The organism is Amycolatopsis methanolica 239, assembly GCF_000739085.1.
Classification (GTDB): Bacteria; Actinomycetota; Actinomycetes; order Mycobacteriales; family Pseudonocardiaceae; genus Amycolatopsis_E; species Amycolatopsis_E methanolica.
The window spans coordinates 2502456-2526156 of record NZ_CP009110.1 but is presented as its reverse complement, the minus strand read 5'-3'; the positions used below and the strand labels follow the sequence as shown (position 1 = coordinate 2526156).

21 protein-coding genes, 1 tRNA gene and 2 pseudogenes are annotated in these 23701 nt (G+C 67.2%); 11 read left to right on the top strand and 13 right to left on the bottom strand.

Going from position 1 to position 23701, the window contains the following annotated elements; translation table 11 throughout:
* Positions 1–5 precede the first annotated feature (5 nt).
* Positions 6–1778, bottom strand: a complete 1773-nt coding sequence (locus AMETH_RS12100; protein WP_017981738.1) for a homocysteine S-methyltransferase family protein — start codon at positions 1776–1778, stop codon at positions 6–8.
* A gap of 261 nt (positions 1779–2039) precedes the next feature.
* Here AMETH_RS12100 and AMETH_RS12095 point away from each other — a divergent pair.
* Both AMETH_RS12095 and AMETH_RS37915 read left to right on the top strand, forming a co-directional pair.
* Positions 2040–2113, top strand: a tRNA-Ile gene (locus AMETH_RS12095).
* A gap of 88 nt (positions 2114–2201) precedes the next feature.
* A complete protein-coding gene (locus AMETH_RS37915) occupies positions 2202–2576 on the top strand; it encodes a hypothetical protein (protein ID WP_156131655.1) in 375 nt (124 codons plus the stop codon).
* A gap of 326 nt (positions 2577–2902) precedes the next feature.
* On the opposite strand, the gene acuI is transcribed toward AMETH_RS37915, so the two are convergent.
* From acuI to AMETH_RS12070, 5 genes are all read right to left on the bottom strand, one after another.
* Positions 2903–3886 carry an acrylyl-CoA reductase (NADPH) gene (gene acuI, locus AMETH_RS12090; protein WP_017981736.1) on the bottom strand — a complete coding sequence of 328 codons (984 nt, stop codon included), beginning with the start codon at positions 3884–3886 and terminating at the stop codon, positions 2903–2905.
* Between the two features lie 34 nt (positions 3887–3920).
* A complete protein-coding gene (locus AMETH_RS12085; RefSeq protein ID WP_017981735.1) occupies positions 3921–4754 on the bottom strand; it encodes a mycofactocin-coupled SDR family oxidoreductase in 834 nt (277 codons plus the stop codon).
* A gap of 63 nt (positions 4755–4817) precedes the next feature.
* Complete coding sequence (locus AMETH_RS12080) at positions 4818–5345, bottom strand: flavin reductase family protein (protein ID WP_223843131.1); 528 nt, start codon at positions 5343–5345, stop codon at positions 4818–4820.
* Complete coding sequence (locus AMETH_RS12075; RefSeq protein WP_038532974.1) at positions 5342–6250, bottom strand: alpha/beta hydrolase; 909 nt, start codon at positions 6248–6250, stop codon at positions 5342–5344. Before AMETH_RS12075 ends, AMETH_RS12080 begins: the two co-directional genes overlap by 4 nt.
* Positions 6251–6382: 132 nt before the next feature.
* Positions 6383–7525 carry an LLM class flavin-dependent oxidoreductase gene (locus AMETH_RS12070; RefSeq protein ID WP_223843130.1) on the bottom strand — a complete coding sequence of 381 codons (1143 nt, stop codon included), beginning with the start codon at positions 7523–7525 and terminating at the stop codon, positions 6383–6385.
* Positions 7526–7860: 335 nt separating this feature from the next.
* Here AMETH_RS12070 and AMETH_RS12065 point away from each other — a divergent pair, with 335 nt between their 5' ends.
* The gene (locus AMETH_RS12065; RefSeq protein WP_051079393.1) at positions 7861–9645 is read left to right on the top strand and encodes a sigma-54-dependent Fis family transcriptional regulator; all 1785 of its coding nucleotides are present in this window, start codon (positions 7861–7863) and stop codon (positions 9643–9645) included.
* A 381-nt stretch (positions 9646–10026) separates the two neighbouring features.
* On the opposite strand, the pseudogene AMETH_RS40035 reads toward AMETH_RS12065, so the two are convergent.
* Positions 10027–10196, bottom strand: a pseudogene (locus tag AMETH_RS40035) (IS110 family transposase); the annotation flags it as partial.
* Positions 10197–10626: 430 nt separating this feature from the next.
* Between AMETH_RS40035 and AMETH_RS12060 the strand changes: the two are divergent.
* Positions 10627–11514 (top strand): SMP-30/gluconolactonase/LRE family protein, encoded by an 888-nt coding sequence (locus AMETH_RS12060; protein ID WP_026153038.1) that lies wholly within the window; start codon positions 10627–10629, stop codon positions 11512–11514.
* A gap of 100 nt (positions 11515–11614) precedes the next feature.
* A complete protein-coding gene (gene ribB, locus AMETH_RS36655; RefSeq protein WP_081617542.1) occupies positions 11615–12802 on the top strand; it encodes a 3,4-dihydroxy-2-butanone-4-phosphate synthase in 1188 nt (395 codons plus the stop codon).
* On the opposite strand, the gene AMETH_RS12055 is transcribed toward ribB, so the two are convergent.
* On the bottom strand, positions 12713–13657 hold the full coding sequence (locus AMETH_RS12055) for a cytochrome P450 (RefSeq protein ID WP_017981728.1): 945 nt from the start codon (positions 13655–13657) through the stop codon (positions 12713–12715). The two genes, ribB and AMETH_RS12055, sit on opposite strands and share 90 nt — an antisense overlap.
* Before the next feature lie 331 nt (positions 13658–13988).
* Here AMETH_RS12055 and AMETH_RS12050 point away from each other — a divergent pair, with 331 nt between their 5' ends.
* From AMETH_RS12050 to AMETH_RS12030, 6 genes are all read left to right on the top strand, one after another.
* Entirely contained in the window at positions 13989–14933 is a 945-nt protein-coding gene (locus tag AMETH_RS12050; protein WP_017981727.1) for a PDR/VanB family oxidoreductase, read from the top strand.
* Positions 14930–15193, top strand: a complete 264-nt coding sequence (locus AMETH_RS12045) for a hypothetical protein (protein ID WP_017981726.1) — start codon at positions 14930–14932, stop codon at positions 15191–15193. Before AMETH_RS12050 ends, AMETH_RS12045 begins: the two co-directional genes overlap by 4 nt.
* Positions 15194–15466: 273 nt before the next feature.
* A complete protein-coding gene (locus AMETH_RS40030) occupies positions 15467–15883 on the top strand; it encodes an NAD(P)-binding domain-containing protein (RefSeq protein ID WP_026153037.1) in 417 nt (138 codons plus the stop codon).
* Positions 15884–15900: 17 nt separating this feature from the next.
* Positions 15901–16623: an NAD(P)/FAD-dependent oxidoreductase gene (locus tag AMETH_RS40025; RefSeq protein WP_223843128.1), complete on the top strand. Its 723-nt coding sequence runs from the start codon at positions 15901–15903 to the stop codon at positions 16621–16623.
* A gap of 172 nt (positions 16624–16795) precedes the next feature.
* Positions 16796–17248 (top strand): cupin domain-containing protein, encoded by a 453-nt coding sequence (locus AMETH_RS12035; protein WP_017981725.1) that lies wholly within the window; start codon positions 16796–16798, stop codon positions 17246–17248.
* Entirely contained in the window at positions 17245–17628 is a 384-nt protein-coding gene (locus AMETH_RS12030) for a nuclear transport factor 2 family protein (protein WP_017981724.1), read from the top strand. Before AMETH_RS12035 ends, AMETH_RS12030 begins: the two co-directional genes overlap by 4 nt.
* Positions 17629–17866: 238 nt before the next feature.
* Here AMETH_RS12030 and AMETH_RS12025 read toward each other — a convergent pair.
* The 5 genes and pseudogenes from AMETH_RS12025 to AMETH_RS12005 form a co-directional block, all read right to left on the bottom strand.
* Positions 17867–19235, bottom strand: a pseudogene (locus tag AMETH_RS12025) (IS1380 family transposase).
* 709 nt (positions 19236–19944) lie between these two features.
* Positions 19945–21027 (bottom strand): AraC family transcriptional regulator, encoded by a 1083-nt coding sequence (locus tag AMETH_RS12020; RefSeq protein ID WP_017981722.1) that lies wholly within the window; start codon positions 21025–21027, stop codon positions 19945–19947.
* A gap of 114 nt (positions 21028–21141) precedes the next feature.
* Entirely contained in the window at positions 21142–22227 is a 1086-nt protein-coding gene (locus AMETH_RS12015; RefSeq protein ID WP_017981721.1) for a 3,4-dihydroxy-2-butanone-4-phosphate synthase, read from the bottom strand.
* Positions 22227–22724 carry a flavin reductase family protein gene (locus tag AMETH_RS12010; protein WP_017981720.1) on the bottom strand — a complete coding sequence of 166 codons (498 nt, stop codon included), beginning with the start codon at positions 22722–22724 and terminating at the stop codon, positions 22227–22229. The genes AMETH_RS12015 and AMETH_RS12010 overlap by 1 nt, the downstream gene beginning before the upstream one ends.
* A gap of 129 nt (positions 22725–22853) precedes the next feature.
* Positions 22854–23693 (bottom strand): alpha/beta fold hydrolase, encoded by an 840-nt coding sequence (locus tag AMETH_RS12005; RefSeq protein WP_223843127.1) that lies wholly within the window; start codon positions 23691–23693, stop codon positions 22854–22856.
* Positions 23694–23701: the final 8 nt, after the last annotated feature.

Genomic DNA, 23701 nt, shown 5'->3' with positions numbered 1-23701 from the left:
ACCGGTCACAGCTGAAGCACCGATTTCTCTTGCCGCAGAAGCGATTCGATCTTGCCGGGGTGCTCGTCGGCGACCACCACGGCGCCGCGGACCAGGTCGCGCGCCCCGTCGAGCAGCTCCGCGGCGAGCGCCAGCCCGACCTCGGCCTCCCGCTTCCCGGCAGCCTCCAGTTCGGACAGTGCCCGCGGCGGGATCGTCACGTCCGGGACCTCGTAGGCCAGGTACTCGGCTTCGGCGAAGCCGGACAGCGGCGCGATCGCCACCAGCACTGGGATGTCCACACCGGACAGTTCGGTGACCATGCGGGACAGGCCCTCCAGCTCGTACACCGGCCGCGTGATGAGGAACTGCGCGCCCGCGGCGATCTTCGCCTTGGTGCGGGACAGTTCGGCGTCCGGGTCCTCCGCGCCGGGGTTGACGCGCGCGCCGATGTGGAAGGCGGTGCGGGTGGCCAGGGTGAGGCCGGCGTGGTCGCGGCCGGAGTTGAGGCCCGCGAGCAGCCCGATCAGGCCGACCGAGTCGACCTCCCAGATGCCGTCGGCGCCCGGGTAGTCGCCCAGCGGGACCGGGGTTCCGGTTTCGCACACGACCGTGCGCAGGCCGAAGGCGTGGGCGCCGAGCAGGTCCGCCTGCAGCGCCGCCAGCGACCGGTCCCAGGCGGTGACCGTGGTGATCGTGTCGACGCCCGCCTCGCGTTCCAGGCGGAGCGCTTCGCCGAAGTTGCCGCGGACCAGCGCCAGGCCGGCGCCGCGGACCCGCTCCACGTCCTCCGGTTCGCCGTGCGGGGTGACCTGCGTGGCGAGCACGAAGCCGGGCCGGGCGAGGCGGCGGGCGAGCGGGCTCTGCGGCGGCGCCGGGCGCGGCTTGGGCACGGCCGTGACGGGGTTGGCCTGGCGGGGCCGCAGGTCGGACAGGCGCGCGACGACCTCGCGGATGTGACCGGGTGTGGTGCCGCAGCAGCCGCCGATCATGGCGGCGCCGTGCTCGGCGAAGCGCCGCGCGTACCGCCCGAAGTGCGCGCGGGCGGCCGGATAGGTGAAGCGCCGCCCGGTGCGCCGCGGCATGCCCGCGTTGGGGTGCACGCCCACCGGCAGGTCGCCGGCGTCGCGGAGTCCGTCGAGGATCGCGAGCATGCGCTGGGGGCCGACGGTGCAGTTGGCGCCGACCGCGGTGACCGGGAGGCCGGTGAGGGCCTTGACGACCTCGCGCGGTGTCTCGCCGGCCGGGGTGAGGCCATCGCTGGTGAAGGTGGCCTGGGCGACGATCGGCAGGTCGGTGACCTCCGCGGCGACCGTGATGGCTTCGACCAGCTCGTCGAGGTGGCCGAAGGTCTCCAGGACCAGCAGGTCGACGCCGCCGTCGACCAGGGCCTGGACCTGCTCGCGCACGACCTCGGCGCGCTCGTCGGCGCGGACGCCTGCCCGCGCGGACGAGGACACCGCCGGGGAGACTGATCCGGCGACGAAGATGGTCCGGTGCACCCCGCGGCGCGCCTGCCGGGCGAGCCGCACCGCGGCGAGGTTGATGTCGCGGGCGCTGACGGAGCACCCGTGCTCGGCCAGCCGCAGCCGGTTCGCGCCGAAGGTGTTGGTGAGGAGCACGTCCGCGCCCGCGGCCACGTAACTCTCGTGGATGGTGCTGACCAGCTCCGGATTCGAGAGGGTGAGTTCCGGCAACGCCCGGTCCAGCGAATTGCCCGCCACGTGCAGGACGGTGCCCATCGCCCCGTCGAACACCAGAACCCGCTCGGACAGCTGCTCCGCGAACCGACCTCTCACGTACCCTCCCGGCGCCGTTACCTCCGGGCGTGCACGTGCACGAGGATCCGGCCGGCGCCGCACCCCCACCAGAGCACCGCGCCGCCCGCCATGACACCCATCCTAGGCGCTGAGGCGGGCCGATCGACCGGTTCGACACCGCAGGTGCACCACCACTGGGCCGTCCGGGTGACCCGCCCACCACACCGGCGTCCGGTCGGCGTGCGATATGTTGTCGTTCACCCTTCGATGGGTGCGGGTGCTGCTGCGTGCGCCCGCCTGGGGCCGGTAGCTCAGCTGGTTAGAGCAGGGGACTCATAATCCCTTGGCCGCGGGTTCGAGCCCCGCCCGGCCCACCGGTTCTGACCAGCGAAAAGAACTTCAGTCGGATCAACGATGTTGATCATTGGCTGCGGCGGCCCTAGATGCGAGTCACCTAGGGTGATGGCTCGAACGGGCCTTGAAGCCCGCCGGCGTGACCACATCGAGCAGCGCGGCGCCTGCCGCCAAGCGGCAACGAGCCCGCAGAACCGTACCTTGCCCTCGACGACACCCACCTCGCCTGATGGCGCGGTCACGCTCTCGCGCAGGTGGGGGGAACCCGAAGCAATCCAGGTGCTCACCTCAGCGCTCGACAGACTGGACCCAACGTTCACCCGAGCCAAAATCGGCCTGCGCGTCGACCTCGGCATCGCTCTGCTGAAGCACGATGAACACGAAGAGGCCGCCAAGCACCTCGGAAAGGCCGCTTCCATGGCGGCGAGCATCGGCTCACAACGCCAAGTCGGCAGGATCCGGAAGACTCAGCTGGCCCCTTGACCCCAACTGGTCGACGAAACGAGCCGACCTGGGAAAACAGAAAACCCCCTGTACCGGTGGGCGCGGTTCGAGCGCATTGAGGGCTGTTCAAGGCAACACCGGAATGCACCCCGCTCCGGATTCGCTCCCGCTTTGCCTGTACCTCCGCTCGCACTCGAGCGGGGCCGCGACCACGACAGCCTGGTTTCTGCGGCGACGTCCGCCACCGACGGATGGACGTACGGGAATTCCTGCGTTCAGCGAGCTTTGACGGCAGGTCTCCAAATGTGCCAGGCGCGTACCACCTGCACAATCTCCAGAGAACAGGCGCCCTCCCCAACCCCTGGTCAGTTGTTCACGTCGACGACGATCCGGCCTCTGATCCGGCCGTCAAGCAGCTTCGATGCTGCCGGGATCACCTCGCTCAACCCGATCTCCTGGCTGATGTCCTCCAAGTGCGCCAGGTGAAGCTCGCGGCTCAGCCTCTCCCACGCGGTCTTGCGGCGGATGTAGGGCTGAGTGACGCTGTTGACGCCCAGCAGGCGCACTCCCCGCAGGATGAAGGGCGCGACCGACGCGGGAAAATCCAAACCCTGCGCCATTCCGCAAGCCGCCACGAGGCCCTCCGAGCGGGTCGCGGCACAGACGTTGGCGAGGGTGTGGCTGCCCACCGAATCGATCGCCGCGGCCCATCGCTCCTTGGCGAGCGGACGTCCGGGCTCGGACAGCTCGGCCCGGTCGATGATCGCGCCGGCTCCCAACCGCTGCAGGTAACCCGCCTCGGATGGCCGTCCGGTCGCAGCGATCACCGAATAGCCGCGTCGAGCCAGCAATGAAACCGCGAAGCTACCGACTCCGCCGCTGGACCCAGTGACGAGAACCTCGCCATCTTCCGGAGTCAGGCCATTACTCTCCAGCACCATGAGGCACAACATCGCCGTGTATCCCGCGGTCCCGACGGCCATGGCTTGCCTGTCGTCGAGTCCAGCAGGCAGCGGGATGAGCCACTCTCCTCGAACCCGGGCGCGCTGAGCGAGCCCACCCCAATGGGTCTCTCCGATGCCCCAGCCGTTCAGCAGGACTTGGTCACCTGGCGCATAGGCCGGGTCGCCGCTGGACTCGACGACGCCGACCAGATCGATGCCAGGCACCATCGGAAAGCTGCGGACGACGGGCCCCTTACCGGTGATGGCAAGTGCGTCCTTGTAGTTGAGGCTGCTGCGGACGATCCGCACGGTCACATCGCCGTCGGGCAACTCCTCTTCCCTGAGGTTCCGCACCTCGGCCTGGTAGTCGGTGTTGCTTCGGTCGATGAGGATCGCTTTGAACATGATGCTCCTCCGGTGACGATCGCTTCCAGATCGATCAGAGCAGGCTGCTCCCCGCGTCGATGGCGAGCGCCGCGCCAGTGATGTACCGGGCCTCGTCACTTGCCAGGAAGAGGAGTGCGTTGGAAATGTCGACCGGCTCCACCCACGGGACAGGCAACATCTGCAGCCGGCTCGACGCCGCCGCGAACTCCGCCTTCGTGGCCCCCTGCTTACCCGCGAACAGGTCGTAGATGGGCTGGTTGTGGATCATGTCCGTGTTCACTTGCGTCGGATGCAGGCTGTTGACCCTGATACTGTCGGCTGCCAATTCCATCGCGAGTGTCCTGGTCAACCCGACAACCGCGTGTTTGGCCGACACGTAGTGCGCCATGTTGGCGTATCCACGGAGGCCTGCGACCGAACTGGTAAGGATGATCGAGCCCCCGCGACCAGCGTTCTTGAGGCTGGGGATCGCTGCCTTCACGGTGTGCCACACGCCGGTCAGGTTGATGTCGATCATCGTGCGCCACTCGTCTTCGGGGAGCGACTCCGTGGTGGTCGGGGTGCCGACGACCCCAGCGTTCGCGCTGACGATGTCCAACCGCCCGAGATTACTGACGCCTTCCTCCACCGCGGCCTTCACGGCGTCGAAGTCGCGCACATCCGCCTGCTTCGCGACGATGCGCCGGCCCAGACCTTTCACCTGCCGCTCCGTCTCGGCAAGGTCCTCTTCGGTCGCCGCGGCGCTCACCTCGTACGGCACTCGCCGGCAGACGTCGATCGCAATGATGTCGGCGCCCTCCTGCGCCAATCGCAGCGCGTGTGACCGGCCCTGTCCACGCGCGGCGCCGGTGATGAAGGCGACTTTGCCGTCAACCCTTCCAGCCATAATGTCCTCCTACAGTTACATCGCTATTGGTGAACTCGACTTCGATTGCGTTCGTGGCAGCAGTCACCCTCTGCCGGAGCCGGCCAGCGGGTCCAACCGGTGGAAGGAAGAGGCGTGGAACACCAGGGGGTCGACGTCGCTCGCCATCGCCATTCGCTGTACACGGAGCAGCACGACATCGTGGTCTCCGCCCCGCAGCTCGGCCTCCACGGTGCAGTCGATCCAGGCGGCCGCGTCCGGCAGGAACAGTGCTCCGTCCTCGCTGCTCGCGACCTCCAGATCCGCGAAGCGGTCTCCATTCCGCGACGAGAGCCTGCGCGCCGTCTCCGCCTGCGAAACCCCGAGCACGCTCACCCCGAGTCGGGGAGCTCTGCGCAGCGATGGCCACGTTCGAGAGCTGTGGGCAGGGCAGATCGAAACCAGTGGCGGGTCGAGGGAGACCGAGGTGAAGGAGCTGAACGCCATCCCGACAGCGTTCCCGTCGACCAGCGCGCACACTGAGACGACGCCGCTGGGAAAGACTCCGTAGACACGACGGAGGTCGTCTGTTTCGGCGGGCAGGGTCAGCTCCGTCTGCATTGGAGTGCTCACGGCTTCCCCCACCTGGTAGCCAGCCAAGCGGCGGCATTGGCTACCGTGGCGTCCGCCTCAGGCGCACGTCCGACCATGAGAACGTACACGTGCTGCATGCCGGGCGAGAGTTCGGCGGTGACGTCGACACCGGCTGCCCGGGCACGTTCTACGAACCGCTCGCTGTCGCTCTGCAACGTTTCCTGGTCGCCGTAGGCCACGTAGATCGGCGGCAGTCCCCGGAGGTCGGCATAAATCGGGCTCGCCAAGGGGTCCGTCGGTGAGGTCCAGTTCAGGTACATGGTGGCCATGTTCTCCGCGACCGGCCGCTGCACGAACGCGTCGCTCGCCGCATTGGTCTCGAACGTCGCGCCCGTGCACCTGAGGTCGAGCCACGGTGAGAAGGCCACGATGGCAGGCGGAAGCGGCAGGCCCTGGTCACGAAGCCGGACCGCGAGGGCTGTGACCAGGTTGCCGCCTGCCGAGTCGCCGGCGAATGCGATGTCCTCCGGAGCGAATCCCTGGCCGACGAGCCACTCCACGGCAGCGGCCGCATCGTCGAGCGCCGCCGGGAAGGGAGCCTCGGGCGCCAGCCGGTAGTCAAGGACAAGAACCGGCGCACCGAGGAGGCGGGCCAGGTGTCCGCCCAGCTTCCGGTGCGTGTGCATCGAGCTGCCGACGAACCCACCACCATGCAGGTACAGCACGGCACCCCTGGCCGTGTGTTTCGTGGGTGTGCACACGATGCCGGCGCACTCGCCGACGTTCACCTCCGCGTAGGTGACATCCGTCGGCTCGGCGCTGCGAGCGTGCAGTTCCTCGAGCATTGCCCGGATGGTCGCGAGATCCGCGTCAGGGTTGGCGGCGAGACGCTCGGTGAAGGAATTGAAGTGGACGCGCAACGCGTCGGACTCGACACTGGGCATGTTTGTCCTCAAGAGTTGATCGGTGGTCCGCTGCGGCCTCACCGGCGCTCTGGGTGGCAGCGGCTTCGTGCGGCGCTGGGGCCGGTCGTCGAGGACTGAATCCGCGCGACCGGCCACGAGCCGCAGAACTGGTCAGAGATCCTTCAACACCGGGATGACCTTCTCAGCGAACAACCGCATGCTCGCCTCGGCCTTGTCGTGCGGCAGACCGGCGTAGGTGAACGCGCAGTTGAGGTGGTAGTCGCCGATCACGGCACGTCGCGCCTTCACCTTCTCGATGATCTGCTCGGGCGTACCCCACGTCTGCGCGTCGACATAGGCGGCGGCGGAGGCTTCCTGGCCGGCCTCGCGGATGACCTCGGCCACCGCGTTGTAGGACTCGTAGCCCGCCGTGCCGGCGAAGTGCGTACCGCCGAACTCGTAGTGGCGCATGACCTGGATGAAGTAGCGCGAGATGTACTCCGTCGCGGTCTGCTTGGCCTCCTCGGGGTCCTCCGCGCAGTAGACGAACTCGGTCAGCGTCGGGGCGGGTGCCTCACGGCCCTGCTTCTTGCGGAAGGATTCCCGGTAGGACTCGATCAGAGGGGCGTGCTTCTCGATCGGGAACTGGACGAAGGTCGCCATGGCGGCACCGAGATTCGCCGCGACATCCAAGGAGTCGGGCGACATGGCGATGCACACGGCCCGGTCGCGGAACCCCCTCGGCGGGGCGGGCGCGATCGGGGCTGACGGCTGTGGGAACAGCGGCCCGTCGCCCGAGATCACACCTGTCTCGAGGGCTCGGAGGACCATCTCGGCGCACTCGTCGAACCGCTCGCGCGCCTCGTTCATGTCCAACCCGAGCGAGGCATACTCCGCCCGCGAGAGTCCTCGCCCCAGCCCCAGGCGCACGCGTCCCTCGGCGAGGATGTCAAGCATCGCGATCTTCTCCGCGACCCGGAGGGGCTGGGTCCACCATGGCAGGATCACCGCCGCCGGGACGAGCTCGATCGAGTTCGTCTTCGCAGCCAAGTAGGACAGCAGCTGCATGTTGTCGGGACACATCGAGTACTGCGCATCAAAGTGGTGCTCGACGCACCAGATGGCTGAGAAGCCGAGCGGCTCAGCCAGCTCAGCCAGGTAGAGGTCTTTGCGGTAGAGCTCCGCATCGGACTGGTTCGGGTCCGAATTCTGAAAAAGAAGCTGGAAACTGGGGATCATGATTCGGCGTCCTCCTGGTGCGACGGGGAAATTTCCTTCCACGTTCTTGCCGCTGAGATGGATCGACGTATCCATCGGGTGTCGCGCTACTTTCGACGCCGTTAACTCTGTCACCGAAGACGCGGTTCAATGTGTCGCATTCTGCGACGATGTGACGCCCGGACCGCACCTGTGTCGAATTGCGACAACCAGGAGGCCGCCTCTGACTGTCTCGTTATGGGACACTGTGCGAGGCGTGACTGAGGTAACATCGACGACAAGGTGGGCGCCAGGCCGCAGCGTGACGGCCCCAAGCTCCTCGCAGCGCACGGGAGGAGGACCAGACGAGATGACAGCCTCGGATAGCCCTCGGCGGCCGGATGCGCTGGTAGCACCACCGGGCAACGATGCTCTCGTCAAGGACCCAAGAGATGAACGACTGGCTTCGAACAGCCGCCAAGGCACGGGACGACATCTTTTCGAGCTCGCTTGACGTATCGACCCATTCATCCTCGGTCGTTCGTCCCACCGTTTACGAGTCGTGGCGGCGCTCCCGCTTGCAAGGCCTGGCCCCCGAGGCCGTCTCGCCCGTGGAGTTTTCCGAGATCGAGCTCGACAACTACCTGTCCCGAACGGTGACATCAATTGTCGAGAAGCGAGCGGCAGCACTCGACCAGAGCGCATGCGCACTGGTACTGACTGACCGTGACGGGAACCTGCTGCGCCGATGGGTGCGCGACCACGAAATGGCCGCGGACCTTGACACGAAGGGCGTCGCCGCCGGTTTCACGATGGATGAGTCAACGGTCGGCACCACAGGGCTCGTCACCTTGCTGACCGGAAGGCCCGAGCTGATCCGGGGCCCCGAGCACTTCTCCGAGAAGTTCAAGCAGTACAGCTGCGCGAGCGCGCCGGTCGTCCACCCGGTCAGGCGAACGCTGCTCGGAAGCGTCTCGTTGATCTGCCGGGTGGCAGACACGACTCCGTTGATGCTGTCCTGGGTGACCGACCTGATCACGGCGGTCGAGGAGGCGCTGCGCGCCCGCGCCTGCCAGCGCGAACAACGCCTGTTCGAGGCCTACACGACCTACAATCGGGACGTACGTCACCCCATCGTGGCGCTCGACATGACGACCATCATCACCAACGCGGCCGCCGCTCGCCTGCTGGGCGGCGTGGATCAAACGCTACTGTGGGAACACGCGCGGCGCAGCCTCCGTGAGCGCAGGAGCGGGCCGACCAGCCTGACACTGCCGAACGGCGAGGTGCTCAGCGTCGACTGCTGTCCCCTGTCCGGGCAGGACACGGACGCCGGCGCGATCCTCTTCCTTCGAAAAGGATCCGCTCCCCGGCGAAAGACCGAAGCCGGCGTCCTTCCCAAGCCTTCGGTGTTGCTGCCTGGCCTCGTAGGCAGATCCGAGAAGTGGCGCTCACTGTGCTGCCAGGCGCACCGCTTACGGAACGGAACCAGCCCGGTGCTGGTCGTGGGCGAGCCAGGTTCGGGGCGGCTCGCGGTGGCGGAGGCGCTGCAGGACGCGCAGGCTATCCGCGTCGTGGATGCGATCGACGCGGCGGCACTGGGGGACGGCCGCTGGGTCCAGCACCTCCACGTGCAACTCGAGGAACCCACTTGTGTCCTGGTCATACGGCACGTTGACTCGTTGGAGCCGTCAACCGCTGTCGCCACACTAGCCGCGCTGCGCCGCACGCCGCCCGCACGGCTACTGGCCACCGCACAGCGCAGATCCGGCGAGCCTGCCGCGCACAACGCCCTGCTCGACCACTTCGAGTCGGTCCTCGAAGTTCCCCCGCTACGCGAGCGCCTCGACGACTTCCCCGACCTGCTCGCGCGGTTCTCCGAACAGGTGTCGGGAGCGAAGAACTCAATCGAGTGGACCCCGGAGGTCGTCCAGGCCCTGACTCGACTCGAGTGGCCGGGCAACCTCAACTCGCTCAAGACCTTGGTGCGCCGCACCGTCACTGGCAGCTGCGCTACGAAGATCGGTACCGACGACCTTCCGCCCGAGTACGTAGCCCGCGCCGCGCGGCGCCAGCTCGCCACCTTGGAACAGATCGAAGCGCAGACCATCCTCCAGGCCTTACGCGAGGCAGGAGGCAACAAACACCAAGCAGCGCTCGCCCTGGGCATCGCGAGATCGACCCTGTACCGAAAAATCAGAGCACTCGGCCTCGATCTCTCCGCCAGCATTTACTGACCGAAAGGAGGCCGGGCCACCCAAACGGCCCGCAGCTTGCGGTTGCCGGTCCGGGCTGGATGGTCGCTTTTGATGCTGGCGCCGGAGCTGCGGGTGACGCGGCCAAGTGGCCGGAGCTGGTGAAGTTCGAGGCAGCGCCGATCTCGAGCGAGATGCGGGCTGCGCTCCTGGCGCCGATGCCGGCATCGAGGTCAGGACCGGGGCAGCCCGGTGTCCGCGGTGGCAGTGCCGGGGGCCGTGACGGTCCGTTCGGCAGTGCGGCCGGTGCGGCCATGATCGCCTCGACCAGGTTTCGCCCATCCGGGGCATGTGGAGGTTCGCGACGCGGCGAGCAGCTGGTCCTCGTCCGTTCGAGGGTCGGATGGACGCCGGTCCGCAGACGTCGACCGGCCGTATCGTACGCGGCAGCGAGCGGGCGGCGTCGGCGATGACGAACGCATCCCGGGCACCGGCCTTGTCCTGGCCCCGGTAGACAACCCGGCTGCACGGGCAACCGCGACCGGCAGCGCACCGATCGTGGCTGGCTGGTCGACCACCACGAGCAGTGGCCCATCTGGTTGAGCTCGTGGAACAAGGCCCGAAGCTTATGGATCGCCGGCACCCACGCCTGCGACGAGACGTACCAAGCGGTGGCTGTGTCCCTATCAGCGGTCCTCGATGCCCTCAGGCCCGCCCTCCCGCGGATCATGACGTCGACCGGGGCATCGGTCATACCGAACCGGCGGCCACAGCTCCTTGATCAGCAACCACGAAAAAGCTAACGGGGGACTACCGAACATTGAACTGTCGCAAGTTGCGACAACTCACTTCAGCCCAATCCTGCGACAATCGGCTTGAGTCCGGCATCACCGTTCGCAGACCCCAGACGCAGCCGAACGTGGCCGGGCCGTCAGACCGCGGCCCGCACCTGCGAAACACGGTCCACAATCGCACCGGCTCACACAGCTGGGCAATCAGCGCAATGAGAGGACACGGTAAACGATGAGCGCGCTGACCACCATTATCTCTGGAATGTCATTTCTGGAATGCCCTCGCTGGCATGAAGGTCGCATATGGGTCTCCGACTTCTACACCAATCGCGTTTTTTCCGCGGACGCGGACGGTACCGGCCTCCGGACCGAACTCGAGGTCCCGAACCAACCAGGTGGTCTTGGTTGGCTTCCCGACGGCCGGTTGCTCGTGGTTTCCGCACGGGACTTCACGTTGCTGCGTCGAGAGCATGATGGCCGGGTCGTCGTCCATGCGGACCTGAGTGGACATGTCAACGGAAATCTCAACGACATGGTCGTCGATCGCCTCGGACACGCCTACGTCGGGAACTTCGGCTTCGACATCGGCGCTGGGTCTGATCCCATCCCGACGAACTTGGTCAGCGTGGACCCCGACGGAACTGTCGCCGAAGCCGCGGATGGCCTGCATTTTCCGAACGGGAGCGTCATCACCGACGACAACGTGCTGGTGGTCGGTGAGACCTTCGCGAACCGGATGACCGCATTCGATATCGAAGACAGCGGACAGCTCACGAATCAGCGGATTTGGGCGAAGTTCGGGGAGGTACCGGCCGGGGATTTCGCCACGGTCCTGAGTCAGGTGAAGGTCGCCCCCGACGGTTGCTGTCTCGACGCCGAGGGGGCGTTATGGGTAGCGGATGCCTTGAACGGCAGGGTGATCCGCGTGCAGGAGGGCGGGGACATCGTCGATGAAATACAGGTCGGTAGCGGTGTCTACGCATGCATGCTAGGTGGGGACGACGGTCGGACGCTGTTCCTGTGCACAGCTCCGGACTTCGACCCCGCTGCGCGGGCCAGTACACACGAGTCCGATCTGCTGACCGTTCGCGTCTCGGTACCGCACGGCGGCCGCCCGTAGCCCGGCTTCAGCCGCGGCGTACAGGTCAACTGAGCGCCGGGAGAACCGCCACAGCCAGGGCCGAGCACGTTTTTTTGATCGTCGCGAGGAGACACAGCAGATGTCCAAAAGTTCACAGAGCGCAATCGACAAGCGCGTTCGCTCCGCCCTGAGCGCGATTGCCGCCGGGCGACCGGTGGTAGTCGTCGACGATCAAAACCGTGAGAATGAGGGAGATCTCATCTTCGCGGCAGAACTCGCGACCCCGACACTGGTCTCCTTCACCGTCAGGCACACTTCCGGTTTCCTCTGTGTCGCCCTTGCCGGCGAAATGTGCGACCGGCTCAACCTGATCCCCATGACCCACGCCAACCAAGATCGATACCAAACCGCCTACCAGGTGACCGTCGACTTGGTCGGCACCTGTACGGGAATCTCCGCAAAGTCCCGTGCGGCCACAATCGCCGCCTTGGGATCCGACGACGCGAACCCGGAAGATTTTTCACGTCCGGGCCACGTCGTACCGTTGCGTGCACGCGCGGGCGGAGTTCTCGAACGGCCCGGTCACACCGAAGCAGCAGTCGATCTAGCCCGGCTCGCGGGCCGCACACCCGCCGGAGCGCTCTGCGAGATCGTGTCCGTGGACCGGCCTAACGAAATGGCCAAAGGTGAAGAACTAGCGCGTTTCGCTCTCGAGCACGGACTCGTGCACTTGTCTGTTGCTGACATCATCGATTACAGGCTCCGCCACGAAACCCAGTTCACGCGCGTCACTGAGGCGGCACTGCCCACGTCGTTCGGACAGTTTCTCGCTCTGGGCTACAGCGAGTACCTGTCCGGCAACGAGTACCTGGCCTTGGTCGCGGGAACGGGCGATGGCCGTGTTCCTGTCTACGTTCACGCCGAATGTCTTTGCGGCGACGTCTTCGGAGCCGTTTCGTGCACGTGCCGAGGAAACCTTGATCGCGCACTCACGGAGTTCGGCAGAACAGGTCGCGGGGTCGTGATCTACCTACGGCCGGACGGCAGAGCAAGGGCCTGCGGACTGCTGCAGGCGGACACGCCTCCTCAACCGGGCCCAGAGATCGTCGTACCCAACATTCTTGCCGATCTCGGTCTCGACGCCGTGTACGAGTTCGAGCAGCACCCCAGACCCGCGGGCGGGGTGACTACGGCCACACAGCCCCCGGGCTCGAACCGAGCCTGGGCTGTGTGGCCGTCACCAGGTGACATCGAGCCGTTCCAGGCCGCGGAAGAAGCTCGCGACGTAGGACGGCTCGTAACCGGGTGCCAGGGGAAGGTCCGGTAGCCGGTCGAGCAGGGTCTCGATGGCCGTGCGCACTTCGGTGCGCGCCAGCTGCGCGCCCGGGCACTGGTGAATGCCGGTGCCGAACGCCAGGTGCTCGTGGATGTTCGCCCGCGAGAGCCGGACTTCGTCCGGCGCGGCGAAACGGGTCTCGTCCCGGTTCGCCGAACCGAAAAGCAGCGGCAACGACGTCCCCGCCGGCAACGGCGTCCCACCGATCTCCACGTCCCGGGTGGTCACGCGCATGAGCCCGCGGTGCGGCGCGTCCCGCCGGAGCGTCTCCTCGATGACCTGCTGCAACGCCGGGTGGTCGGCGCGGACCATCTCCCACAACTGGCGGTCGTTGTCGAGCAGCAGCAGGAGCGCGCTGGTCATGAGATCGCGTGTGGTGTCGTGCCCGGCGAAGCGCAGGCCGCGGAACATGTAGTGCAGGTCGTCCCTGCTCACCGCGGGAACCATGTCGGTGCCGTGCTTCGTCCAGCCCTGCACCCGGTCGTTGTCCTCGGCGGGGATGCCGAAGACGTCGCTGACGATCAACTGCACGTAGGGGTCGGCATAGGCGCTGACGAGGTCCGCCCGGTGTGCCCCCGCGAACTGGTCGACGAGTTCGGCTGAACGTGTCCTCATGAGCGACATCCGCCGGCGGATGCGGCGGTCGGAGAACGCGCAATCGAGCACCTTGCGCAAGGGTGCGTGCTGTGGTTTGTCGGTGTTCACGACGGTGGCCGCCTCCGGGATGATCCCCTGGAGCGCTTCGACGACGGGTTCCGGATTCTGCCACAGGACCGGAATGGCGTTGCTGGACGAATAGGTGTCCGGGTCGTCGACGATCGACTTGATCTCGTCGTAGCGCGTCACGACGTACGCGTTGAGCGTCGGTGAAAAGCAAATCGGCGTGCGTGCGCGACCACTTGTTGAACAGATGCGGATTCTCCCGATGCGGCGATTCCACCGGGGTTGAAGTCCGTGAACGCCGCCTGCTGCGTCATCATTGACCTCCAGTCACCGTTGGCGCGATGAGGCGATTTTGTGCGGTTGGGCAATCGGCCGACAACCGCGAGTCCCACCGGTCGGGATCGGCCTTTCCCGCGCAGTGGGACTCCTGAGGCGGCTCTTCCGGTGTCGCCCGAGGCTCCTGCATGGGGTCACAGTCGTGCATCACCCAGCACCGGAGCCGGGAGGAGGCGTCATGACACGTGAGCTGGTCGTGACCTCGAAAGAAGAGGCCGCCGAGGACGTGATGGTCATTCACCTGACCGACCCCGGCGGGGACCCGCTGCCGGAATGGACACCGGGGGCGCAGGTGGGAGTCGACGGCGACGGCGACGTCCGTCAGTATTCGCTCTGCGGGCCGACGTCCGAGCGGTTCACGTGGCGGATCGGGGTCCGGCGGGAATCGAACGGAGTCGTCTCGAACAAGTTGCACGATTCCGTTTCCGTCGGCCGGCGGCTGCACGTTTCGGATCCCCAAAATCTGTTTCCGCTGGTTCCCGCGGAACGGTATGTCCTCATCGCGGGCGGTATCGGCATCACGCCTTTGCTTCCAATGGTGGAAGAGGTCAAGCGCGCGGGCCGCGAATGGAGCCTCTACTACCGCGGCCGGTCACGTGGGCACATGGCGTTCCGATCCGAAGTAGACGGTCCGGGTGTCACGCTGTGGCCGGAGGACGAGCATGGGCTGCTTCCGGTGAATTCGCTCCTCGGCGAGCCGCGGCCAGGCACAGCCGTGTATTGCTGCGGTCCGGCCCCGCTGATCGACGCCGTCACGGAGGCCTGCGCGGCCTGGCCGGCGGGCACGCTGCATGTCGAACGGTTCACCCCCGACCGGCCGGGCGACTCCGCCCGCCCGTTCGTCGCCGAACTGCGGCGGTCCAAACGCACGATCGACGTGCCCACCGATAAAAGCCTGCTCGAAGCCATCGAGGCCGCCGGCATCTCGGTGCTCTCGTCGTGCCGGACCGGGACGTGCGGCACGTGCGAGGCGACCGTGCTCGACGGCGAGCCGGAGCACCACGACGAAGTACTGACCGACGAGGAACGGCAAGAAGGAAAGCTGATCATGCTGTGTGTGTCGCGCTTCCGGTCCTCGGACTCGATCTTTGACACCCGGAACACAACGAAGGAGACGCCATGACGACGAAGCACTCAACGGCCGGTGACACCCAGGAATGGCTGGCCACCGTCACGGTCGAGCAGTTGGAGAACGACCCGTACCCGATCTTCGAGCGGCTGCGCCGCGAGGCCCCGGTGGCGTGGATTCCGGCCGCGCACGCCTGGGTCGCCTCGACCTGGGAAGCGTGCCGCACGATCGCCGACGACGCGACGAACTTTCGTGGCGGCACCAGCCCGATGCACGAGCGAGTCCTCGGCACCGACCATCTTCGGTACTCCTGACTCGGCACGGTCGGTGTGCCGAGCGCCCATCGTGAGCCTCGCGGCCGGGGAAGCCACCCCCGAGCAGGGTGCGCGCCACCGCGGCGCCGATACCGCCCGATCCGCCACCGGTGAATGCGATGTCGTGATCTTCGACAGGTGTCCCGACGTGGGCGGCGTGTGAAGTCGTACCCGCCGTTACCCCGGAGTGACGACGCAGAGTCCGGCGGCCCAGTACGCGTTCTCCGATTTCCCGATACCGAAGGGACGCCGGAATGGCCGACGGGACGCCAAGTGCAGGAATACCTCGCATCCTACGCGCGCAATTTCGGCATCGATTCCCTGCTGCGGCTGGAGACCAAAGTCGAGTCCGTTGTCCCGGACGCCGGGGGTTGGCTCGTCACCACCAAGGGCGACGGCGTTCCCGAAACCGAGCGGTTCGACCGTGTCGTCGTGGCAACTGGGGTGTTCTGCGAGCCCGCGGTGCCGAAGTTTCCTGGCGTGGACGAGTTCCGCGCCGCCGGCGGCGTGCTGATGGCTGGGACCGAGTTCCTGGACCTCGATGACGCGCGGGACCGGCACGCCGTGGTGGCCGGCTACGGGAAGTCGGCGTGTGATGTCACCGTGGCGATCGCGTCGGTCGCCACGAGCACCGACATCGTGGCGCGCCAGCTGCTGTGGAAGATCCCGCGGAAAGTCGCCGGGTTCTGAATTTCAAGGTGCTGCTGATGACCCGCCTCGGCGAGGCGCTGTTCCGCTACCGCATGCTGCGCGGGTTCGAGAAGTTCCTGCACGGTCCCGGCGACAAGATCCGGCGCTCGCTGATCAACTCGATCGGCTCCGTCTCGGTCAAGCAGTTCGGTCTGGACAAGCTCGGCCTGATCCCGCGGGGAACGATGGAAGGCATCGTCCGGGGCGCGATCGGCCTGGCCACCGAAGGATTCTTCGAAGGCGTCGAGGCCGGGACGATCCGGGTACGACGCGACCGGACGATCGCCCGGCTGTATGCCGACGGGAAACAGCGGTACGCCGAACTCGACGATGGAACCGTGATCCCGGCGGACATCATCGTCTGTGCGACCGGTTTTCAGCAGTCCGTTCCGTTCCTCGACGCGAACGTGCAGGCCAAACTGCACGACGACCGCGGAAACTTCGCACTTTACGGCAGATCCAGCCGCCGGACGTCCCCGGTCTCTATTTCAACGGCTACAACTCGTCGTTCTTCAGCCCGCTCAACGCGGAATTCGCGGCATTGCGGATCGCCGCGGGCATCGAGGGAGAACTCGAGCTCCCCAGCCTCGACGCCCGGCGCGAGCAGGTCACCGGGCAGCTTGAATTCATGGACGACGCGCTCGGTTCGCACCATTGCCGAGACGCGAAGATCATCCCGTTCTCGCTGCACCACGCCGACGAGGTGCTCACCGATCTCGATCTTCAGATCGGCATTCTGACCAGGGCGTTCCAGTGGCTCGCCCCCGTTGACCCGGCGACCTATCGCAAGGTGACACCGGCACTTGCTCGACCGGATCGCCGCTGCACGGGCGGCCCAGCCGAAGGCCGAACCCCTCTTGCCGGAGACGTCCGCGAACAAGTCCTAGATCACGTTGACGGAGAGGATTGAAAATGACCACCGAATCCACGGCGCCGAGCCGGGTGTTCCGGACCGAGGGCGGAACGAATCACGGCGCGATCGGGCTGGGCATCGACCCAAGGCTGACCGGCGCGGAAACAAAAGGTACCTATTCGCTCTTCGAATACGTCGTCCCGCCAGGACTCGGCGGCCCGCCCACCCACATCCACTCGCGGGAGGACGAACTCTTCACCTGTGTCGAGGGGCGGGTGACGGTCGAACTCGACGGTGTGGAGCACGTGCTCGCGCCGGGCGACTCCCCGCTCATGCCACGCGGCGTCCCACACGTCTTCTACAACTCGTTCGACGTCCAAACACGGGTGATCGCCGTCGTTTCCCCGCCGGGCCTGGAGAACTACTACCGGGAACTGAGCGAACTGGCACCGGGGCGCGACATGAAACTCGTCGCCGAGGTCATGACCCGCTACGGGCTGGCACTCCGGTGAGCGGCGACGTGACCGGCCGCGCGCAGATGGTGCGCTCGATGTGCGCGGCCGTCGATCGCGGCGACGCCGAGGACTTCGCGAAGGGGTTCCGCGACCATGCCACCTACACGTTCGGCAATGGCGAGACGATTTCGGGCCGTACGGCCATCGCCGCGGCCACGGCCGGCGCCGTGGCCGCGCTCCCCTGGGTACGGCACACGATCCGGGAGATAACCGACACCGGCGACCGCCTCTTCTGCCACTTCACCATCGAAACGGCCGCACCCGACGGGAAACACCTGGCGTTGCCGTGCATGACAGTCATAAGCCTGTTCGGGACGCAGGTCGCCGACTACACCGTCTACATGGACTTCTCTCCGGCGATGGCCGGAGACGGGTGAGCATTCCTGACATCAGGGGTGCCCGTTCCAGGGGCGATTCGGCGACGACCAGGTTGGGAAGCGCCTACCAGTCGGTAGGGCTTAGCCTCGATCTTGCATGGGGTTGTGGGGTTCGGTGGAAGTTCCTGTTGTGGTCGAGTTTTGACTGGAAGTCGTTGTGTGGGCAGGGTTGTGGGCCGGCTGTCGCGGCGGCGGGCGGGTTCCGAGGGTCCTTGGTCGAAGGGGCAGGGGGCCGGGTTTAGCCGGGCCAGGGGTCTGCGCGGAGCCGGGTGAAGGCGGTGGCGAGGTGCTGGGCCCAGGGCCAGTCCTGGTCCAGGTGCAGGGTGGTGGCCCGCGCGGTGCGGGTGAGTTTCCCGGCGATGGCGCAGATGCGGTAGCGGAAGGTGGCGGGTTCGGCGCGGGCGAGGTCGCCGGTGAAACACAGCGCTTGGGCCCAGGTGAGCAGGTCTGCGGCGGCGAGGGCGAGTTCGAGCCAGGCTTTGTTCTCCGGGTAGCCGCGGCAGGGGAAGTTGCGCAGCCCGGTGGTTTTGCCGCAGCGGATCCGGTCTTCAACCGGGGCGTGGGAGCGGTGCCGGGTTTCGAGGTCGGCGAGCTGCCCACCTTCGGTGTCGGTGATGAACGCGGTGAACCGGTGCCCGTCGGCGTCGGTGAACCGCAGCTGCGCACCGGGATGGGGGCGTTCCCGGCGGACGAACACCCGCGAACCTCCCGGCCACTTCGTCAGGTCGAGCATGCCGGTGATCTCCGCGACCCACGCTCCATCCCGGGCCCGCCGTCGATGTCGTAGGCCGGGACCCACGCGTTATCGGGAATGGCCAGGACCGCGGCCTGGACCTCGGTGCTGATCGGGAACCCCATCGAGAACCCGCATCCTGCGGCACGGACCGCCGCGGCGAAGGCGTGGGTCGCGCCGGCGGCGTCGGTCCGGATCATCACCCGTGGCGCGTCGGGATCATCGGGGTCGGGCCGTGCGCGGGCGGGGAGCGCGGCCAGCGCCATCGCCAGGACCTCGGCATGGTCGGCGGCGGTGTTGGGCCCGGCTTTGCCCGGTCGCAGAATCCCGGCCAGTGCTTCCCCGCCGGAGACGTCGGGCCGGTCGAGGTAGGCCGGCAGCGGATGAAACCCGAAGGTCTTTTTCCACGTTTTTCGCCGAGTTCTCCTTCTCGCTGTGCGCGATGCTGATCGTCGATGTCGATCGTCAACCCGGCCGTCAGGTCCGGCCCCGCTCCGGCGGCCCAGGCTCGTTCCCGGGCTGCCGCTCGGACCGTCCGCAGGCGGGTGAGGTGCTCGTCATCGACCCGGCCCAGCACCCGCCACGCGGTGGCGTCACTGGCCACCGCGCCGAAGAGCTTGTCCTGATCCCGCAGCGTCGCCAGATGCGCCAGCGCGTTACCACCGTCGGCGATCATCACCGCCAGATCAGCCAGAACCCGCCCCGGCAGGTGGACCGGCGTCCCGTCATAGGCGTCGAGAAGTTCCTGTGACCAGCCGGTTCCTAGGCCGGTGCTGATCGTCAGCTCCCGCAGCAACGCAACCCCCGCCCGCGACACCAGCCCCTCACCGTCCGCGCTGACCCGTACCGATGACGCCTTGCTACCCTGCACCAAGGAAGTGCCTTCCCGTGAAGTGAATCTTGGACCGTCGCAAGCCCAAGTTTCCCTTACAGAACAGGCACTTCCCCCATTTCCAGGCTCTGATCTACATCACATCTCGTGAAAGACGCAGGCTAGAACGCCGCGACAACCCACACCGGCAACGGCTTTTGTATCGATTTCTCCGCGGCGGCGATGGACCGGGGTTGCGAAGCGCGGGCTGAATGTCGGTGGGCTCGGCGGGTTTTTCCAGGGACTCACCGGTGGGCAGACGTGGCCGAAGTGGCTGGCCGGCTGGCGGGAGGCGTGTGTCCGCAACGGACGGCAGCCCAACTACGCGAAGGTCCACACGTTCGGGACCTGTTACATCACCGATGACCCTCCATCAGTAACGAGCTTTACGGGTGCACATCTCCCCGGCGGTAGTGGACGTACCGCCGACCAAACCCGAGGACATCCCGAACTGGGAGCGGATATTTCCAGACACCGGACCAGGCCATCACGGAGCTCCGCACCACATACGAGGAGGGCAGGCCTGACGAACTTCGTCTGATGGCCACCCGGCACGGGATGACCTGGGAGGAATCTGCCGGTTACCTCGCAACTTCGCCGAGAAGGTCCTTCCCGCCGTACCGGACTTGTGAGGCGGCTCGCGGATCGCTCGGGGCTGCGTACCCATGCGCAGACCCGAGCGTTCGCTACGACACGCCGCAGCTTGTGATCGTTATCCAGGTCCGTTCTCGAACCACGACGGTCGCGAAACGACAAATTCGAGTCCTCGGTTCCCGCGCCGCAGCGTGTGTGACGGTGGCTCCCCGTACCGCTCCTGATACGCGGCGCCGAACCGGCCGAGATGGCCGAAACCCCAGCGGAGCGCCACCGCGGACACGGTGAGGTCCTCAGGGTCCCCGTTGATCAGGTCATTCCGTGCCCGGGCGAGCCTGACCTGCCGAAGGTACGCCATCGGCGGTATGCCGAACTCCCGGACGAACGCCTTTTCGAGCGCGCGCAGGCTGACACAGGCGATCCTCGCGATGTCGGCCGCACTGCCGACCCGCATGGGGTCGTCTTCGATCACGTCGACGACCCTCTGTATGGCGGCGGGAAGGCGCGAGCCCCGGTCTTCGTCGAGCTTGTCCGAGTAGTTGTGCGGTTGCGACATGAGCAGCGCCGACCGCACCAGCTGTCCCAGGTGCGATGCCATGACCGGATGCTGCTGGGCAAGCTGGCTCGGCTGTCCCACGTCGTCTTGCAGGAGTCGCAGCACACGGGCGAAGTCGGCGCCTCGTCCCCTGGTGAGGTCCAGCTTGTCGCCGAACTCGATCGGCTCGACAACCCTTCTGCCGAGGATGGCGGACAGATCGTCCTCCAGATCGGCGCGGTCGATCCGCATCGCCATCAACGTACTGTCGTCGGTCCAGCGCTCGAACCGCCACGGCGCGCTGGGCGACAGGACAGCCGCGGTAGTACGGGAAACAGATGCGGACCGGCGGCCCGAAACGACGTCGACGGATCCCGATGGCGCGTAGCAGAACACGTAGAACGACGGCGGCGGAACGTCCAGCCGGACGTCGGACCTGAAGTTGCTGTATCCGATCCTGAGCCGCTCGGCGTTCAGCACCCGCATGCAGAATCCGAATCGGCCTCGTTCGACCGCCGTGATGTGGTGGGGTGCGTACACGCTGGTGAGGAAACCGCGGGCCTCATCGAGGTCGTCGGTGCGCAGGAGGCCTCGCGAAGTGGCTCGTTGCCCCTTCGCAATCTGTTTTGCGAGCGCGTAGCCCTCGGACGCGTGCCTCGACGTCATCGTCGAGTACCTCCCACTCGGCTTCGGGTGGCACAGCCAGGATGGCCGGTGATCAGCCTTCGGCAACATGGTAGTGCTCTGCGCTCCGGTCGACAGTCCGGAAATCGAACCGCATCAGCCGAAGTTCGACCAGGCCAGGCTCGCGGCTCGATTCTGCACCGCGAGGACGGTGAGGCCGGGCCGGGCAAGCTGCGGCGCCGCCGCCGGCCCGGTGAGCAGCCGGACGGATCGGAACCCGAGGTCGGCGACGATCGCGCCGGCAGCGCCGTCGTCGGCAGTCGTCCAAATGTGCCCGTCGAGCACCCGCGCTCCCGGCCTGCGCAGGTAGACCAGCACACCACCCGCATGGGCGATGATGGCCGCCGATTCAGCGAAACGGCGAGCGCAATCACAGATCGTAGTCTTGAAGGTGTCGCCGGTGATGCACTCGGCGTGCACCGCCACGAGCGGCACACCCGTCCACGGACGCCCGACCAGCGCGACGTGCTCGGCGCCGGTGACCTCGTCGCGGTATCCGACAGCGTCGAGCGGGCCGTGCTCGGTCGGCAGCCGAGCGTTGGTGACGCGGGTGACGCGTCCTCGCTCCCCATCGCCGAAGCGCAACCGGTGCTCGACGAGCTCCGGTATGTGCAGGACAGGGAGGTCGTGCCGAGCCGCAAGCAGGGCCGCGTCCTCGTCACCGGCCATCCCCACGCCGTCGCCGACCAGCCGGGCAGTCAACGCCACCGGCGGAAGCCCGGCGAGGCGGCACAGGTCCACCCCCGCCTCGGCGTGCCCGGGCCGCACGACGACACCGTTGGCACAAACCCTCAGCGGCAGCAGGTGACCGGGCCGGACGAGGTCGGCGGGGCCGCTGGCCGGATCGGCGAGCACCCGTGCGGTGCGCGCGCGGTCCGTCGCGCTGATACCGGTGGTGATGCCGTCTGCCGCGTCAACCGAGACGGTGAAAACAGGACTTCGTGGATCCTGGTTGTCCTGGACCATGGGAGGCAGGCCGAGCGCACCGGCGCGCTCGGCCGGAAGGGGCGCGCAGAGTATCCCCGACGTGTGGCGGACCATCCATGCGGTCCACCGCGGCTCAGCCAGTGCCGCGGGGAGGACGACCTCATACTTGCTCTCCCGGTCGGTGCCGCCGACGAGAACCGGGCGCGCCGCGCGCAATGCGGCCACCGCGTGGGCGACTCGGTCGTCAGCGAACATCAGGACGCCAACGCGGACAGCGCGTGCAGCCGGCTGCCGTGAAAGACCAACGGGGCGACCTCTTCGTGTGGCCGCATAGCCGCCACGCGAAGCAGCACCAGGTCGTGGTCCCCCGCACTGACGACCGTGTCGATCGAACAGTCCAGCCAGGCGGCCGCGCCGTGCAGGAGTACCGCACCCTCGCCGGTCGCGGTGTAGCCGATGCCAGCGAACCGGTCCCCCGTCTTCGACGCGATCTGCCGGCAGGCCCGGTCATGCGTCGTCCCGAGCACCGACAGCCCGACCCGGGGACAGTCAGCCAGAAACGGCCAGGTTGTGGAGGTGTGTTGCACGCAGACGGATACCAGCGGCGGGTTCATCGAGACCGCGACGAACGAACTCGCGACGATGCCGACCGGAGCGGCGTCGCGCAGCGCGCACACGGCTACCACCCCACTGGGAAAGGTGCCGTAGACCTGCCGCAGCGGGCCGGTCTCGTCTGGATCGGGAACGATCAACGCGGGCCTCCTGTCACGGCCGCGGGGTTTGGTCTCAAGGCTCGCGGCACGGCACGGTGCACCGACGGTCTCGACCGGTGCCATTGTTTCCTCCTCGTCAGTGGTTCAGCAGGTTCGGCGTTCCCCGGCCTACGCCGCTGCCAGGAACTCGCGGATCAGGGCACCGAGCCGGTCCGGCACCTCGAACTGGAGCAAGTGCCCGCAATCCGCGAACAGGTGCAGGTCCGCGTGCGGAAGGTGCTCGGCAAGGAAGAGCCCCGCGGCAGGTGAGATCGTGCCGTCGTCCTTCCCGTGAACCGCGAGGACCGGGTGCGGTATGCCGGCGAGCACCGGCTCGTCGTAGACCGGCGCGGGGTCGCCGGGCGCCATGGCGGCCTGGAACGACCGTCGCACCTCCGGCCGGACCGCGATCGCGAAACGCTCCTTCACGTAATCGTCGATGCCAGGAACATCGCCTCGAGACAGCTGGGCGCTCACGAGCGCGTGCATCGCCTCCTCACTCGGGCTCTCGTAGAACGCGGTGAGCGTCCCCAGCCTGGCCTTGACCGGTGTCCCGCCCGCGCCCATCAGGACGATCCGCCCGAGCCGCTCGGGTGCGTGCACGGCCAGTTCGAGCGCCACGCGCGCACCGTAGGAGTGCCCTGCCACGTGAACCCGGTCCAGTCCGAGGTCGTCCAGGAGCCGGAGTACCGCGTCGACGCGCCGCCTGAACCACGGTCCCGGGCCCGGGGGCAGGGTTTCCGGATGACTGCTGTGCCCGAATCCCACCAGATCGGGCATGATGCACCGGTATGTCGCAACGCCGGGCAGGAGCGGCCGGAAGCTCAGCGCTCCCGTCGCACCCGGTCCGGTCCCGTGCAGGAGCAACAGCGGTTCGCCACCGGGGTCTCCCGCCGTCGCGACGTGCGTCGTGTCCGCGCCGGTGGCCCGGTCCTCCGTCTGCACGGGAGCAAGCTTCGCAGATCGCATGATCGGCG

Coding starts and splice junctions, on each gene's coding strand:
- AMETH_RS40025 (WP_223843128.1), top strand. CDS start 15,901: ATGACCCGCCTCGGCGAGGCGCTGTTCCGCTACCGCATGCTGCGCGGG.
- AMETH_RS12070 (WP_223843130.1), bottom strand. CDS start 7,525: ATGGATACGTCGATCCATCTCAGCGGCAAGAACGTGGAAGGAAATTTC.
- AMETH_RS12065 (WP_051079393.1), top strand. CDS start 7,861: ATGAACGACTGGCTTCGAACAGCCGCCAAGGCACGGGACGACATCTTT.
- AMETH_RS12060 (WP_026153038.1), top strand. CDS start 10,627: ATGAGCGCGCTGACCACCATTATCTCTGGAATGTCATTTCTGGAATGC.
- AMETH_RS12050 (WP_017981727.1), top strand. CDS start 13,989: ATGACACGTGAGCTGGTCGTGACCTCGAAAGAAGAGGCCGCCGAGGAC.
- AMETH_RS12015 (WP_017981721.1), bottom strand. CDS start 22,227: ATGTTCGCTGACGACCGAGTCGCCCACGCGGTGGCCGCATTGCGCGCG.
- ribB (WP_081617542.1), top strand. CDS start 11,615: ATGTCCAAAAGTTCACAGAGCGCAATCGACAAGCGCGTTCGCTCCGCC.
- AMETH_RS12075 (WP_038532974.1), bottom strand. CDS start 6,250: ATGCCCAGTGTCGAGTCCGACGCGTTGCGCGTCCACTTCAATTCCTTC.
- AMETH_RS12035 (WP_017981725.1), top strand. CDS start 16,796: ATGACCACCGAATCCACGGCGCCGAGCCGGGTGTTCCGGACCGAGGGC.
- AMETH_RS12005 (WP_223843127.1), bottom strand. CDS start 23,693: ATGCGATCTGCGAAGCTTGCTCCCGTGCAGACGGAGGACCGGGCCACC.
- AMETH_RS12045 (WP_017981726.1), top strand. CDS start 14,930: ATGACGACGAAGCACTCAACGGCCGGTGACACCCAGGAATGGCTGGCC.
- AMETH_RS37915 (WP_156131655.1), top strand. CDS start 2,202: ATGGCTCGAACGGGCCTTGAAGCCCGCCGGCGTGACCACATCGAGCAG.
- AMETH_RS12085 (WP_017981735.1), bottom strand. CDS start 4,754: ATGGCTGGAAGGGTTGACGGCAAAGTCGCCTTCATCACCGGCGCCGCG.
- acuI (WP_017981736.1), bottom strand. CDS start 3,886: ATGTTCAAAGCGATCCTCATCGACCGAAGCAACACCGACTACCAGGCC.
- AMETH_RS12020 (WP_017981722.1), bottom strand. CDS start 21,027: ATGACGTCGAGGCACGCGTCCGAGGGCTACGCGCTCGCAAAACAGATT.